The sequence below is a fragment of the Stutzerimonas stutzeri genome (assembly GCF_000590475.1).
In the GTDB taxonomy this organism is placed as follows: Bacteria; Pseudomonadota; Gammaproteobacteria; order Pseudomonadales; family Pseudomonadaceae; genus Stutzerimonas; species Stutzerimonas stutzeri_D.
In genome coordinates this window covers 3,118,346-3,133,467 of sequence record NZ_CP007441.1, presented here as the reverse complement: position 1 = coordinate 3,133,467, position 15,122 = coordinate 3,118,346, and the positions used below count along the sequence as shown (strand labels likewise).

The 15,122-nt window shown below is 63.7% G+C and carries 13 protein-coding genes; 6 read left to right on the top strand and 7 right to left on the bottom strand.

Features of this window, described 5'->3' with window-relative positions; genetic code table 11:
- Window positions 1-145: 145 nt before the first annotated feature.
- The 3 genes from mazG (at window position 146) to CH92_RS22130 (ending at window position 1,892) form a co-directional block, all read left to right on the top strand.
- A complete protein-coding gene (mazG, locus tag CH92_RS14270; RefSeq protein ID WP_025242445.1) occupies window positions 146-976 on the top strand; it encodes a nucleoside triphosphate pyrophosphohydrolase in 831 nt (276 codons plus the stop codon).
- Between the two features lie 108 nt (window positions 977-1,084).
- Window positions 1,085-1,624, top strand: a complete 540-nt coding sequence (locus tag CH92_RS14265; RefSeq protein ID WP_025242444.1) for a DUF2058 domain-containing protein — start codon at window positions 1,085-1,087, stop codon at window positions 1,622-1,624.
- Between the two features lie 106 nt (window positions 1,625-1,730).
- Window positions 1,731-1,892, top strand: a complete 162-nt coding sequence (locus CH92_RS22130) for a hypothetical protein (RefSeq protein WP_167332189.1) — start codon at window positions 1,731-1,733, stop codon at window positions 1,890-1,892.
- A gap of 2 nt (window positions 1,893-1,894) precedes the next feature.
- Here the strand turns inward: CH92_RS22130 and CH92_RS14260 are convergent, their stop codons facing one another.
- Both CH92_RS14260 and CH92_RS14255 read right to left on the bottom strand, forming a co-directional pair.
- Entirely contained in the window at window positions 1,895-2,590 is a 696-nt protein-coding gene (locus tag CH92_RS14260; RefSeq protein WP_025242443.1) for a phosphoribosyltransferase, read from the bottom strand.
- 3 nt (window positions 2,591-2,593) lie between these two features.
- Window positions 2,594-3,925: an erythromycin esterase family protein gene (locus tag CH92_RS14255; protein ID WP_025242442.1), complete on the bottom strand. Its 1,332-nt coding sequence runs from the start codon at window positions 3,923-3,925 to the stop codon at window positions 2,594-2,596.
- 183 nt (window positions 3,926-4,108) lie between these two features.
- Here CH92_RS14255 and CH92_RS14250 point away from each other — a divergent pair, with 183 nt between their 5' ends.
- Window positions 4,109-4,342, top strand: coding sequence for a hypothetical protein (locus CH92_RS14250; protein WP_025242441.1), 234 nt, complete (start codon window positions 4,109-4,111; stop codon window positions 4,340-4,342).
- Window positions 4,343-4,349: 7 nt separating this feature from the next.
- Here CH92_RS14250 and pdeM read toward each other — a convergent pair whose 3' ends face one another.
- The 5 genes from pdeM to CH92_RS14225 form a co-directional block, all read right to left on the bottom strand.
- Window positions 4,350-5,006: a ligase-associated DNA damage response endonuclease PdeM gene (gene pdeM, locus CH92_RS14245; protein ID WP_025242440.1), complete on the bottom strand. Its 657-nt coding sequence runs from the start codon at window positions 5,004-5,006 to the stop codon at window positions 4,350-4,352.
- 251 nt (window positions 5,007-5,257) lie between these two features.
- The gene (locus CH92_RS14240) at window positions 5,258-7,867 is read right to left on the bottom strand and encodes a ligase-associated DNA damage response DEXH box helicase (protein WP_025242439.1); all 2,610 of its coding nucleotides are present in this window, start codon (window positions 7,865-7,867) and stop codon (window positions 5,258-5,260) included.
- A 259-nt stretch (window positions 7,868-8,126) separates the two neighbouring features.
- Window positions 8,127-9,836: an ATP-dependent DNA ligase gene (locus tag CH92_RS14235; RefSeq protein WP_025242438.1), complete on the bottom strand. Its 1,710-nt coding sequence runs from the start codon at window positions 9,834-9,836 to the stop codon at window positions 8,127-8,129.
- A 43-nt stretch (window positions 9,837-9,879) separates the two neighbouring features.
- On the bottom strand, window positions 9,880-10,893 hold the full coding sequence (locus CH92_RS14230; protein ID WP_025242437.1) for a ligase-associated DNA damage response exonuclease: 1,014 nt from the start codon (window positions 10,891-10,893) through the stop codon (window positions 9,880-9,882).
- Between the two features lie 81 nt (window positions 10,894-10,974).
- The gene (locus CH92_RS14225; RefSeq protein ID WP_025242436.1) at window positions 10,975-11,538 is read right to left on the bottom strand and encodes a hypothetical protein; all 564 of its coding nucleotides are present in this window, start codon (window positions 11,536-11,538) and stop codon (window positions 10,975-10,977) included.
- Window positions 11,539-11,783: 245 nt separating this feature from the next.
- Here CH92_RS14225 and CH92_RS14220 point away from each other — a divergent pair, with 245 nt between their 5' ends.
- Together CH92_RS14220 and bglX are read left to right on the top strand one after the other, a co-directional pair.
- Window positions 11,784-12,323, top strand: a complete 540-nt coding sequence (locus CH92_RS14220) for a DUF3087 domain-containing protein (RefSeq protein ID WP_025242435.1) — start codon at window positions 11,784-11,786, stop codon at window positions 12,321-12,323.
- Between the two features lie 296 nt (window positions 12,324-12,619).
- A complete protein-coding gene (gene bglX / locus CH92_RS14215; protein WP_025242434.1) occupies window positions 12,620-14,911 on the top strand; it encodes a beta-glucosidase BglX in 2,292 nt (763 codons plus the stop codon).
- The last annotated feature ends 211 nt before the right edge of the window (window positions 14,912-15,122 follow it).

The following is a 15,122-nucleotide window of genomic DNA, read 5'->3' as shown; positions in this document are numbered from 1 at the left end:
TAGGGTGGATGTCGCTTTTCACATCCACCATGACGATGTCGGGGCCGAACTGAATCATTATGGGACTGTGCGCGGTGGATGGATGAAGCGTCATCCACCCTACAATGGGCTCAGCTTCACTCTCAGGCTTTCACCGAGGAATCTCATGTACCAACTCACCGACCTGTTGCACCTGATGGCCCGGCTGCGCGATCCGCAGCACGGCTGCCCGTGGGACTTGCAGCAGGACTACGCCAGCATCGTGCCGCACACCCTCGAAGAGGCCTACGAGGTGGCGGATGCCATCGAGAGCGGTGACTTCGAGCATTTGCCGGGCGAGCTCGGTGACCTGCTGTTTCAGGTCGTCTACTACAGCCAGCTGGCGAAAGAAGAAGGGCGTTTCGAGTTCGATGCGGTGGTCGACGGGATCACCCGCAAACTGTTGCGTCGACACCCGCACGTATTTCCTGACGGTGATCTTTATGGTTCACCCGAGCTGCCCCGCCTCGACGAGGCGCAGATCAAGCAGCGCTGGGAAGCGATCAAGGCCGAGGAGCGCGCGGAGAGATCCGCCGCGCCGGAGCAATTGTCGCTACTCGACGATGTGCCGAGCGCGCTGCCCGCCTTGAGCCGTGCCGCCAAGTTGCAGAAGCGTACCGCCCAGGTCGGCTTCGATTGGCCGGATGCGCTGCCAGTGGTGGACAAGGTACGCGAGGAGCTGGACGAAGTGCTCGAAGCCATGAGCGAGAACGATCCCGAGGCGATCGCCGAGGAGATTGGCGATCTGCTGTTCGTCACGGTGAATCTGGCGCGGCACCTGAAAGTCGATCCGGAGAACGCCTTGCGTGCGGCCAATCGCAAGTTCGAGCGCCGCTTCCGCTTTATCGAGCAAGCCTTGCGAGACAGCGGTCGTGCCATTGAGAATTGCGATCTGGAAACACTCGACGCGCTTTGGGGCGAGGCCAAGAAAGCCGAGCGTTCATCTTCCTGCGGCTAGCCGCGAGGGTGGATGTCGCTTTTCACATCCACCACAATGCGCTCCAGCGCCATTACGCATGTTTACCCTGCGCCCATTTTTTGAATTCACCACGAGACGAGCCGACACATGAGTCTTTCCCTTCGCGATCAGCTGCTCAAAGCCGGGCTGGTCAATGAGAAGCAGGCCAAGCAGGCCGGCAAGCAACAGCAAAAACAGCAACGCCTGGTGAAGAAAGGCCAGGTCGAAAAGGACGACTCTCAGCGTGAAGCGGCACTCAAGGCCCAGGCCGAAAAGCTCGCCCGTGATCAGGAACTGAACCGTCAGCAGCAGGAAAAAGCTGCGCAGAAGGCGCGCACCGCGCAGATCAAGCAACTGATCGAGACCAGCCGCCTGCCCAAACTGACCACCGAGGATTACTACAACTTCGTCGACGACAAGAAGGTCAAGCGCCTGTCGGTGAACAAGCTGATGCGTGACAAGCTGTCTAGCGGCTCGCTGGCGATCGTCCGGCACGGTGGAGGTTACGAGGTGATTCCGCGCGAGGCGGCGCTGAAGATTCAGGAGCGCGATCCGCGCCGCATCGTTCAGCTCAATACCCAGACTGAAGCCCCGGATGCGGACGATCCCTACGCCGCTTACCAGATTCCTGACGATCTGATGTGGTAATGCCGGGCGGTCACGCCCGACAGATGGACGGATCGAACCCGCTCACGCGCCCTCTACAGCTATAGACCTGCCGGGACTGCCGGCCAATGTAGTGGAGGGCAACGACATGGGAAATGAATCCGTCCGTTATACGGATCCGCTGGATAGCTACGGCCTGCAGGCCAACGGCGTGCCGGGCGACCCGGAAGAGCCCGGCGTACCGGATTTACCGAGTGAGCCGGGCGAACCGACCATTCCGGACCAGCCGCCGCCCGCTCCGGTGGCTTGACTTCAAATTCGGGCCTCCGATGTGTCTGTAGCGAAGGCCTGAGCACGCGCGAGCAGGTCGATGACCTGCTCGTCGTTCGTCTGCTCGAAGTCACCGTAATGACGTCCGACGCCGATGAACGGTTCGGGCATCGCCAAGCAGACCAGTTCGTCCACCTCTGTTCTCAGCATTTCGATTTCCACACGCGGCCCCACGGGCACGGCGAGCACGATTCTGCTGGGGCTGGATTGTTTCAATCCCTTCAGCGCAGCCCTTACGGTGGCGCCCGTGGCGACGCCGTCGTCGATTACGATCACGCAGCGGCCGTTGAGCGCCGGTGCGGCCCGCCCGCCACAATAACGCTGGCGGCGACGCTCCAATTCGGCGAGTTGGCGCTGCATTTCCTTCTCGAACCAGTCAGGCGGTGGCGCGAGCTGGTTGAACAACTCCTGATTGATCACCCACTTCGGCTCGGCGCCGTCGACCACCGCGCCCAGCGCCAGCTCTTCATTGCCGGGCGCACCGATCTTGCGCACCAGCACCAGATCGAGCGGGGCCTTGAGGATGCGCGCCACCTCAAAGGCAACGGGGACGCCGCCACGGGGTAGGGCGAGCACCAGCGGTTTCAGGTCGGCTAAGTGCTGCAGTGCTTCGGCCAGTTCCTGGCCGGCATGGCTGCGGTCGCGAAACAAATGGGATTCAGGCAGGAACGCACGCATGGCTCACTCTCCGAATGGGTAGGTATCCGGAACGATTTCATCGTCGATCTGCTGAGGGCCGATCGGCGACACCGCAGTGGTCTGCTCCAGCCAGATCAGGGCGTCGAATTGTTCGGACAATACAGCCTGGAAATAATGACTCTGACGTTCGGTGGCCGGGCGGTAGATGACGCCGATGGCCCGCTCCAGGCGCGGTCTGGCCAAGGCCTGGCGCAACGGCGCATCTTCGCGCCAGCTGGTCAGTGACGCGGCGATGCCGGTGCGCAGGAACAGTTGCTCCCAGCTGTCCGAGCGTGACGGGCGGACCTGCTTGAGTTGCATCGGCTCGTCCCAGTTGTCCGCAGCCGCCACTTCGCCGCGATCGGTGGCCATCCCGATTAGCACCGCGTCGCGCCCGAAGGCCGTACGGCACAGTTCGCCGATGTTGAATTCGCCGCCCCAGCCCATGGACGTCGACGCGGCATTGCCGATGTGCGAGTTGTGTGCCCAGACCACGGCTTTGGCGTCGGCGCCACGGTGATCCAGCAGCGCGCGTAGGGTGTCGAACATATGCCGGTCGCGCAGGTTCCAGGATTCCGCCGAACCCTGGTACATGGCCCGGTAGTATTGCTCCGCCGCGAGTACCACGCGGGCGTTGCGCTCGGCGTTGAAGAAGCTGCCGCCGTCCCGTTCGAGGTATTGCAGCCGTTGATCGAGCAGCTCACTCAATTGCTCGACGACCGCGTGCTCGCAGGACGGCTCGCCAAGCATCACCTGATGGCCATAAATGGCCGGTTCTTCATGCCAAGGGCTGAGGCAACCATAGCGGCGGCGCGCAGCGCTGGCAGCCTGCGGATCGACGCGGTCGAGATAGTCCAGCACTTCGCGGATCGAGGAGCCGAGGCTGTAAACGTCCAGGCCGCGAAACTCCACGCGTTGCTCGGGTGCCAGGGCTTCGTTGTGACTGCGCAACCAACCGGCGAAATCGGCGACTTCCTGGTTGCGCCACATCCAGGTCGGGAAGCGCTTGAAACCTTCCTCGACCCAGCTCGGTGGCTGTTGGTGGCGTACGTAGCGGTCGATCTTCGCCGCATCCGGCCAGTCCGCTTCGGCGGCGATGATGTTGAAACCATGGTGCTCGACCAGCCGTCGGGTAATGGCTGCTCGAGCGCGGTAGAACTCGGACGTACCGTGGCTGGCCTCACCGATCAATACGACCCGCGCGTCGGCGAACGCGTCGAAGTGGGCCGCGAACGCCGGGTCATCGATCGCCGGCAGCGGCGTCGCGTGGTGGCGCAGCAGTTCGACCAGTTGTTCATCGGTCGCCTCGGTAGGCCGGGGGCGTGATCGAATCATGGCCTCGTCTCCTGTTCTCCTCCCTATCGATGACCTACGCTCTAAAGCCCTGTTCAGACCGTTCGGCAGATCGTCCGAATCAAGCATAAGCGGCAGAACCGAACACGACGGGCTAGTCTCTAAACAAAGCGACGCCGACATCGGCGAACCAATTTGCCGAAGGCGCTAGAAGAGGGGGCATCCATGACGACTTGGATCATCGCGTACAGCAAAGACGGCAACACATCCATCCTCAGGACTGAATCCGATCATCAGCCGGATATAGACGAGGCGGTAGCGCTGGTTACGCAGAGGGCTGAACTGGACTATGCCGGAGAGGAGGATGCCTACGAGCACGATCCAGACATCGAGGAAACGCCGGCCACACGCCTGGCCGAGCGCTTTGGTATCACCGTAACCGGTATTTCGCAGGCCTGATCCCCGGTCAAGTCACCCGCCACACACTGTTATCCCCAACCACATACAGACGCCGACCCGCGTTGGCGTCGATTTCCATCATTCCGGTGAAATCGCCGAAGGCAGGCAGCAGGCTCACCCGCTCGCCGATGCAGAAGCAGGGCAGGCGAAGGCTCTGGCGACCGCGCCCGCTGAGGCGCAAAGCCGGGTGCAGATGACCGGCCAGCACATGGTGGGTGGCGTGAGGGTCGGGCTCATGCTGCAAAGCGAAAGGGCCGAGCAGCAGGGGCTCGGGGACCACTGCCATGTCGAGACTCGCTGGAGGATCACCGGCACGCCGATCATGGTTGCCGCGGATCAGCGTGATGGCGAGCTCAGGATGAGCGGCGCGCCATTGGTGGAGTTGCGCCAGAACGGCAGGCGTCTGGGATTCCGGCGCGTGCAGAAAGTCGCCGAGAAATATCAACTGATGGCATGGGTAGCGCGCCAGCAGCGCGTCGAGCCGCAGCAGATTGGTTTGTGTGGTGCCATGCGGCACTGGCTGTCCGAGACGACGATACGCGGCGGCCTTGCCGAAGTGGATGTCGGCAATCAGCAGCGCCTGGCGTTCTGGCCAGTAGATGGCCTTGTCGGCGAGCAGCCAGAGCTCGGTTTGCTCCAGTTCGATGGGCAGGTGTGGGGTCATGTCGGCAGTTTATCGCGCACGAGTGGCGGCTCCTATGTCGGTGTAGGCTGCTTTTGACGTTGTTTGGGAGGCCCGCCTCGAGACGAAGCTGTGCTTGTTTGGGCGTTCGCAAGCTTGCTTTCGTCGCGGGGCGCGCCTCGACTAAAGCGGTGTGGTGCGGGCTGCTCTTGGTCTTGTGAGAGGCCCGACCCCGGGATGAAGCTTCACTTTTTAGGGGCGGGCGGAAACCTTTTTTCATCGCCACGACGTTTTCAGCGCATACGCCGCGCCTTTTTTGGCCGTGGCGTGCCGTCCTTGGTCGCACGCGGCTTACGCTTCGGGCTGGTCTCGCGTTCCACGGCAATGCTGGCGTCCGCTTCCGGCTGATAGCCGCCGGGCCCTGCGGCCTTGTCCAGTTCGGCGACCATCCGTCGAATGCGATCGGCCAGCTTCTCCGAGCTCATGCTTTCGCGGAACCGCTCCACCATCAGCGGGAACGCCAAGGGTGTGGTGCGCCTGACGGGGTGGATATCCAGCCGGCGCTGCTGTAGCCGCGTCAGCGTCTGTTCGAGTCGCTCGACTTCCAGCTCCTGGCGCAGCACTTCTTCCTCGGCCTGGGTCAGCAGCAGATTGCTCGGGTCGTACTGACGGAACACATCGAAGAACAGCCCGCTGGACGCCTGCAATTGCCGCGCGCTTTTCTGCGCGCCGGGATAACCGGAAAACACCAGGCCAGCGATGCGGGCGATTTCGCGAAAACGCCGGCGCGCCAGTTCGCCGGCGTTGAGGCTGGCGAGTACGTCATGCAATAGATCGTCCCGACTGAACAAGGTCGGGGTCAGCCAGTATTGCCAGTCCACTTCGGTCGCTGAGAGCAACTCGAAGCCGTAGTCGTTCACCGCAATGGAAAAGGTTACCGGCTGCCGCTGGCCCATGCGCCAGGCCAGCAGACTGGCGAGCCCCAAATGCACGTGGCGGCCGGCGAACGGGTAAAGAAACAGGTGCCAACCTTCGCGGGATTTCATCACTTCGGCCAACAGCGTGGTTTCGGTCGGCAGCGTCGACCAGTCCATCTGTACCCGCAGCAACGGTTCTACCAGGCGCATCTCTTCGTTCGCGAACTCCCCACGCGAGGCGGCGCCGAGCTGCTCGACCACCGCATCGGCGAGTTCGCTGGACAGCGGCATGCGCCCGCCATTCCAGCGCGGCACGGCGGCCTTCCTGCCCGTGGCGCGGCTGACGTAGGCGGTCATGTTCTCGACCCGCACCAACTCCAGCAGCCGGCCGGCAAACAGGAAGTTGTCACCCGGGCGCAGGCGGGCAATGAAACCTTCTTCGATGGTGCCCAGGGAGCGACCGCTGCCACCCTTGGCCCAGAATTTCACCGTCAGGCTGGCATCGCTGACGATGGTGCCGATGCTCATTCGATGGCGCAGCGCGACACGCCGACTGGGGACTTTCCATAGACCCGTCTCGTCCGGCTCGACCCGTTGATAGTCCGGATACGCCGTCAGCGAGTGCCCGCCGTGGCGGACGAAGGCCAGCGCCCACTGCCATTGTTCGTTGTCCAGGTCGCGGTAGGACCAGGCCTGTCGGACTTCATTGAGCAGTGCCTCGGGCCGAAAACCGCCGCCCAGCGCCATGCTCACCAGGTGTTGCACCAGTACGTCCAGCGGCCGGTGCGGCGCGCTGCGCGCTTCGATCCGTCGTTCGGCAACCGCGACCTTGGCCGCGGCGGCCTCCACCACCTCGAAGCTGTGGGTTGGCACCAGGGTGACCCGCGAAGCGCGTCCCGGCGCGTGACCGGAACGGCCGGCGCGCTGCATCAGCCGCGCTACGCCTTTGGGCGAGCCGATCTGCAGCACCCGCTCGACCGGCAGGAAATCCACGCCCAGATCCAGGCTGGAGGTGCAGACCACAGCCTTCAACGCGCCTTGCTTCAGCCCCAGCTCGACCCAGTCGCGCACTTCGCGCGCCAGCGAGCCATGGTGCAAGGCGATCAATCCGGCCCAATCCGGGCGCGCTTCGAGAATCGCCTGGTACCAGAGCTCCGACTGCGAGCGGGTATTGGTGAACACCAGCGAGGTCGCAGCCGACTCGATCTCCTCGACTACTTGCGGCAGCATGCGCAGGCCGAGATGGCCCGCCCAGGGAAAGCGCTCGATGCTCGGCGGCAGCAGGGTGTCGACGCGCAGCTGCTTGTCGACCTTGCCTTGCACCAGCCGGCCCTGGCCCGGATGCAGCAAGACCTCTAGCGCATGCGGCTGATTGCCCAGCGTCGCGGAGAGTCCCCATACGATCAGCTCCGGCATCCAGCTGCGCAGCCGGGCCAGCGCCAGTTGCAGCTGGACGCCGCGTTTGTTGCCCAGCAGCTCGTGCCACTCGTCCACCACCAGCATGCGCAAACCAGCAAAGGCCTGACGGGCATCAGCGCGGGTCAGCAGAAGCGTCAGGCTTTCCGGAGTGGTGACCAGCGCACTGGGCAGCCGTCGGCTCTGACGGGCGCGCTCGGCGCTGGCGGTGTCACCGGTGCGCAGGCCAACGCTCCAGTGGCTACCCAGATCGTCCAGCGGCGCCTGCAGCGCGCGGGCGGTGTCGGCCGCCAGCGCCCGCATGGGCGTGATCCAAAGAACAGTCAGGGGCGCGGGTTTATCTGAAGGTGCGGTCTTTTTTCGCGGTTCGTTCGGATCATCCGATGCAGCGGAGAATCGGTTCAGCGCACCCAGCCAGACGGCGTAGGTTTTGCCTGAGCCAGTCGTTGCGTGGAGCAGCCCGGATTCGCCGTTTTGCACCGCCTGCCAGACGTCCTGCTGGAACGGGAAGGGTTGCCAGCCACGGCTGGCGAACCAGGCCTCGCCGAGGGCGCTGGGCTGCCTACTCATCCGAGGTAGCGCCAGCGATGGCGTGCCGGCGGGTGCATCGACGTGCCTGCGTTCAGGTACCCACGGATGCAACTCGCTTGACCTTGGCTCGCCAGGCTCCTCGTTGGGCTAGGGCTAGGGCTAGGGCGAGCGTGAGGGCGGCTCGGTGCCGGATGTGCATTGGGTGGCTCTGATCGTTGCCATGCTCGGCGTGGGAACAGCTGGCGCCTCGGTAGCGTTCGGCATAGCTCGGCGAGGCAATGGCGGCCAACCCAGCCGCTCACCCGAGCAACTCCTTCAACGTTTCCAGGGAGTCGGCCTCGTCCACCGGCTTGTCGAGGCGCCAGCGCAGCATGCGCGGAAAGCGCACGGCGATGCCGCTCTTGTGGCGGCTGCTGGCGGCGATGCCTTCGAAGCCGAGCTCGAACACCAGGGTCGGCGTCACGCTGCGCACCGGGCCAAACTTCTCCACCGTGGTCTTGCGCACGATGGCGTCAACCTTGCGCATCTCCTCGTCGGTCAGGCCCGAATAGGCCTTGGCGAAGGGCACCAGCTTGCGCTCGGGATCGCCCGGTTCACCATCCCAGACGGCAAAGGTGAAATCGGTATAAAGGCTCGCGCGCCGACCATGGCCACGCTGGGCGTAGATCAATACCGCGTCGACCGAATAGGGGTCGACCTTCCATTTCCACCAGACGCCGACATCCTTGGTCCGGCCGACACCGTACTGCGCCGCCAGCGCCTTGATCATCATGCCTTCGACGCCCAAGGTGCGTGAGGCCTCGCGCTGGCGGGCCAGGTCCGGCCAGTCGCGACCTTCCACCTGTGGCGAGGTCATCAGCCGTGGGTTGGGGCATTGCTCGACCACCGCCTCGAGTCGCTGTCGGCGCTCGCGCAGCGGGCGCTGTCGCCAGTCGTCGCCCTGCCATTCCAGCAGGTCGTAGGCGAGCACGGCAACGGGCGCGTCCTGCAGCACCTTGGTGGTGAGGTTCTTGCGGCCGATGCGCTGTTGCAGCAGGGCGAACGGTTGCACGCCGAATCGCTCGGAACCCACTGCCGACTGGCCTTCGGGGACGTCGAACAGCTCATTCGGCGATACGTCGGGGGCATGCTTCCAGACCAGAATTTCACCGTCGATCACCGTGCCGTCTGGCAGGCATCCGGCCAGCTCGCACAGCTCGGGAAAGCGATCGCTGACCAATTCCTCACCGCGCGACCAGACCCAGATCTGCCCGTCGCGCTTGACCAACTGGGCGCGGATGCCGTCCCACTTCCACTCGACGAGCCAGTGCTCCGGCGCGCCGAGCAGCGTGTCGAACTCTTCCACCGGCGCCTGCAGCGAATGAGCGAGAAAGAACGGGTAGGGCTGGCCGCCGCGCTGTGCGTGCTCGTGTTCGGATTCGTCGGCGATCAGTGCCAGATAGCCTTCGGCGCTGGGGCGGTGAGACAGGTCGGTGTAGCCAACCAGCCGCTGGGCCACGCGTTTGGGATCGAGATCGACCAGCGAGGCCAGCGCCCGCGTCACCAGCAGTTTCGAAACCCCAACGCGAAAGGCGCCGGTGATCAACTTGATGCAGACCATCAGGCTCAGTCGGTCCAGTTGCGCCCACAGCGCGGGCAGGCGCTCGGCCAGCTCTTCAGGCGGCAGGCCGCGCAGGGGCAACAGCTTGTCCTGCATCCACACGGCCAAGCCGTCGTCCGAGCTGTGCTTGGCTTCGGGAATGAGCAGCGAAATGGTTTCGGCCATGTCTCCGACCGCCTGATAACTTTCCTCGAACAACCAGTCCGGCAGCCTCGAGGCCTGCATGGCGGTTTCGCGCAGGATGCGGGTCGGCACCAGCTGACGCGGTCTGCCACCAGACAGGAAGTACACCGCCCAGGCGGCATCGGCGGGGTCGGCCTCGCGGAAATAGTCGCGCATGGCCGCGAGCTTGGCGTTGCTCGAAGTGGTCGCATCGAGACGGCTGTACAGCGTGGCGAAGGCTTTCATCGGAAGCTGCCTTCGTGGGGCCGTTGGCTCGACGCTTGGCGCATCATTCGGCCTCCTGAGTCGTGTCGTCTTCTTCACCGTATTCGGTTTCGAAGGCCTGGGCATCGAGACCGCGCATCTCGCGCAGATAGCGCACCAGTACCGGGACCGAACCGTGGGTCACCATCACCCGTTCGGCACCGGTTTGCTCGATGGCCCAGAGCAGGCCCGGCCAGTCGGCGTGGTCGGACAGCACGAAGCCGCGATCCACTCCGCGCCGGCGGCGGGTGCCGCGCAGCATCATCCAGCCACTGGCGAAGGCATCGGCGTAATCGCCGAACCGGCGCATCCAGGTGCTGCCGCCGGCCGAAGGCGGGGCGAGGACGATCGCCTGTTTGAGTCGCGGATCGCCTTTTTTCAAATCGCCCGCGTAGACGGTGGGTGGCAGGTAAACGCCGCCTTCACGGTAGACCTTGTTCAATGGCTCGACCGCACCATGGACCACGATGGTGCCGATACTTTCATCCAGGCCATGCAGGATGCGCTGGGCCTTGCCGAAAGCGTAGCAGAACAGCACGCTCGGCCGGCCCGCGGCGGCGTTGGCGCGCCACCAGTCGTTGATCTCGCGGAATACCTGCGCCTGTGACGGCCATTTGTAGATCGGCAGGCCGAAGGTCGATTCGGTGATGAAGGTGTGGCAGCGCACCGGCTCGAAGGGCGCGCAGGTGGCGTCCGGTTCTACTTTGTAATCGCCCGATGCGACCCAGACTTCGCCCTTATATTCCAGCCGCACCTGTGCCGACCCCAGCACATGCCCGGCCGGGTGAAAGCTCAGCTTTACGCCGTGATGCTCGATCGACTCGCCGTAGGCCAGCGTTTGCAGCGGCATGTCGGCGGCAATGCGCGAACGCAGGATGCCTTCGCTGTCGCGGGATGCCAGATAGTGGCCCATGCCCCAGCGCGCATGATCGCCGTGGGCGTGGGTGATGACGGCGCGATCGACCGGGCGCCAGGGATCGATGTAGAAATTCCCGGGCGGGCAGTAGAGGCCTTCGGGGCGGGCGACGACAAGGTCCATTGCATACAGGCACTTTGAGGGCTTGTAGCCTTGGAGCCTGTTGCGGTGGGATGAGTTCGGGCGGATGTCCGCCCAAGCCGGTCAATCCTGCAGTTTAAGGTGCGAGGTGTCCGGCACCGGTACGTCGGTAGCACGGCGACGCTCTGCCATGTCGCTGCCGACCGGCGCCAAGCTGAATTGCGACAGATCGACGGCGGGAGGTTGCACCGGCGGGCGGGCATCCTGCAGGTCGGCGCCCGCTGGTGCAATGCCGAAGTCCGGGGCCTCGACTTCGGCGAAGGCGGCCATGTACTCGTCGCGCGGGACCACTTTCAGGCGACCTGGGGTTGCGCCGGTATGCGGGGATGCGGGCGATTGAGTGGCGGTTGGAGGCGCTTCCGTTGGCGGCGGGGCGAGTTCGATTTCCTCGACTTCCACAGGCATCGGCCGGACTTCGGCGATAGCACCGGCGCGGGCCATGGCCTGGCGATACTTCTCGACGCTGGCGTGGTCGAGGTCCTGCTTGATTACGATGCGGCGACCGGAAAACAACACGGCGATCCGCTGCGCATCAGCCTGGAACAACCGGGTCAGGTTAGCCTCGACCTGCTCAAGTTTTGCGCCCGGTGCGAGCTCACCGGAAAACGCGATCTCATAGCGGCTCATGGTTAGGATCCTTTTATCTGGGCGGGCCGGTGTGCTGATCATAGAGGCTGCGTTTGACGCATGAAAGCCAGCGTCACAGCGGCGGTGCTGCTGCCAGGGGCTGCTCAGGCTCGCGTTCGACCTTCGAATCGCGATCTTGCGTTAGCGATGCGACCGTACAAATGCTGCCCGGCGTCAGCTACGGGGTGCCAGGCTGCGTGATAATGCAAACGCAAGCAATCTTGTCCAAATCAAGGATAGCGAACATGGTGGTATTCGAAATCAAACCGCTCGACCCGCAAACCTATCGCCAGCAGACGCGCCGCAGCACACTGGTTGTGGTGGCGACCTTCGCGGCCCTGGCGATGACGCTGGCGACACTGGCTGTTGCGCTATTCGGCGAGGCGGGCGGGGATAATCTGCGGTGGAATATCGCGGGCGTAGTCGTCGGGTTGTTCGTGACCATCGCAGTGGTGCGCTTTGTGTACTGGAAACAGGCCTGGATGGCGTGTGCGGCCTATGGCTGGCGCCTCAAGCGTAGCCTGATGAGCATCACCAACGTCATGCACCACGTCACCGCCGGTGTGACAGCTGGGGATGCAGCGGCGATGAAGCTGCTGCGGTTCTATCATCTGGGACTGACGCAAATGCACCTGCTGGACGGCAACAGCGCCTCGCTCAGCGAGGTGGTCCATGAAATCGACCGGCACCGCGAATTGATGGAAGCGCGCGGGATGGATATCGAGCAGAACCGGCTGGATGATGACTGGCTGAGTGCCGTGAAACATTTCGCGGCGGCTAGATAAACTCAGGTGCGAGCTGATCAGCTGCTGACGGCTCGTAGCAAACACAATTTTCGGCCAGGCGCGACTTGAATTCGCTCGCGCGCGCGCTTCCCACAGACCGATGCGGCCTCTGCTATCCGCTTCAATGGGGACCCTCCATGCGCAGGTGTCTGTCGTTCCAGGCCGCCATGCAGTTTCTCCGTTCTGTTCGGCTGGTTGTAACGCGGCGGAATATCCATACTCAACGGTGTTTTACCGGCTAGCCGGCTCCCAACTGGTTCGCCTAGAAGTCTCCCAGGCCAAGGAATATCCAAATAATGAAAAGGCTTTATCTGCTCGGTCTCATGGCCGGTCTTTCGCTGCATTCGGTTGCCGCCGAGCCCCAGCCTCCTTTGCTGGACGACAAGCCGGCTTTCATTGCCGGCCTGATCGAGCAGATGACCCTGGAGGAGAAGATTGGCCAGCTGCGACTGATCAGCATCGGCGGGGACATGCCGCGCGAGCGCATCCTCGACGAGCTGGCGGGAGGCCAAATCGGCGGCACCTTCAACACCGTCACGCGTGCCGACAACCGACCGATGCAGGAAGCCGCGCTGCGCAGCCGGATGAAGATCCCGATCTTCTTCGCCTACGACGTGGTGCACGGCCATCGGACCATCTTTCCCATCGGGCTGGGCCTGGCGTCGAGCTGGGATCTGGACACCATCGCCACCAGCGGCCGAGTGTCGGCCATCGAAGCCAGCGCCGATGGGCTGGACATGACGTTCGCTCCGATGGTCGACATTTCCCGTGATCCCCGTTGGGGGCGGACCTCCGAGGGCTTTGGCGAAGATCCCTATCTGGTATCGGAGATCGCCCGCACCATGGTTCATGCCTATCAGGGCGAATCGCCCGGGGCGCCTGACAGCGTGACCGCCAGCGTCAAGCACTTCGCCCTTTATGGTGCGGTCGAAGGCGGACGCGACTACAACGTGGTGGACATGAGTCCAATGCGCATGCATCAGGACTTCCTGCCGCCGTATCACGCCGCCATCGACGCCGGGGCGGGTGGGGTGATGGTTGCGCTGAACTCCATCAACGGCGTGCCGGCCAGCGCCAACACCTGGTTGTTGCAGGATCTGCTGCGCCGGGACTGGGGTTTCAAGGGCGTCGCCCTTAGCGACCACGGTGCCATCAGCGAGCTGATCCGCCACGGCGTGGCCGATGATGGTCGCGAGGCGGCGCGGTTGGCGATCAAGGCCGGCATCGACATGAGCATGGCCGACTCGCTGTATCGCCAGGAGCTGCCAGGCCTGGTGAAGTCGGGTGAGGTAAAGATCGGTGAAATCGACACGGCGGTACGTGAGGTGCTCGGCGCCAAATACGACATGGGTCTGTTTCATGATCCGTTCCGGCGCATCGGCGCGGCGAAGGACGATCCGGAAGACGTCAACGCTGAAAGTCGGCTGCACCGTGAGGCGGCGAGAGAGGTGGCGCGGCAGTCGATCGTATTGCTGGAAAACCATGGCCAGACCCTGCCGCTGACCCCGCAAGGAGCCATCGCGCTGGTTGGTCCGCTGGCCGATTCGCCTATCGACATGATGGGCAGCTGGTCCGCGGCGGGCGTCGCCAAGCAATCGGTGACGCTGCGCCAGGGCATGCTCGACGCGCTGGGTGATAAGGCGAATCTGCTGTATGCACGGGGGGCCAATATCACAGACGACCCGCACATGATCGAGTACCTGAACTTCCTCAACTGGGACAACCCCGAGGTGGTGCAAGACCCGCGCTCGCCCGAAGCGATGATTGCCGAAGCGGTAGCCGTCGCGAAACAAGCCGACGTGGTCGTCGCCGCGGTGGGCGAATCGCGTGGCATGTCCCATGAGGCGTCGAGCCGCACCAGCTTGCAGATTCCGCCGAGCCAACAAGCACTCCTGAGGGCACTCAAGCAAACCGGTAAGCCTCTGGTGCTGGTGCTTATGAATGGCCGCCCGCTGGACCTCAACTGGGCGAAGGCGAACGCCGATGCGATCCTGGAAACCTGGTTCACCGGCACTGAAGGCGGCCACGCCATCGCCGACGTGCTGTTCGGTAGCTACAACCCCTCCGGCAAGCTGCCGATCTCCTTTCCGCGCTCGGTGGGTCAGATTCCGACCTATTACAACCATTTGCGGGTCGGCCGGCCCTACGTCGAGGGCAAGCCGGGAAACTACACCTCACAGTATTTCGAGGAGCCCAATGGTCCGCTTTACCCCTTCGGCTACGGTCTGAGCTACACCGATTTCGAGTTGTCCGACGTGCGCTTGTCGAGCCCGACCATGCCGCGTAACGGTGGGGTGGAAGCCAGCGTAACGCTGAAGAACACCGGCCAGCGTGACGGTGCGACTGTCGTGCAGTTGTATATCCGCGATGTAGTGGCCTCGGTGATCCGCCCGGTGAAGGAACTCAAGGCGTTTCGCAAGGTCGCCCTCAAGGCGGGAGAGACGCGGGAGATTCATTTCAACCTCGACGAGGACGACCTGAAATTCGTCAATGCGCAGCTGCAGCGCGCCGCCGAACCGGGCGATTTTGAGGTGCAGATTGGCTTGGATTCGCAACGGGTGAAGCCGGGGCGTTTCACGCTGCAGTGATGCGCTGCGATCGCCGTTGGGCTACAGCGGCCCCGGCCCGTTCGGGTTGGCCATGCAGAGCCGAACGGCGACTGAAAAAAGTCGTCTTCAGGTAGCTATCCGGCGGTTGTGCGGCATGGGATGATTCGCCGCTTCGCTTGTTTGCGCAGGGAATCATTTCCCGTTGCGGTAGACCAACGAGTGCAAACCGGGCCGGAAAACGGTCGGCGGT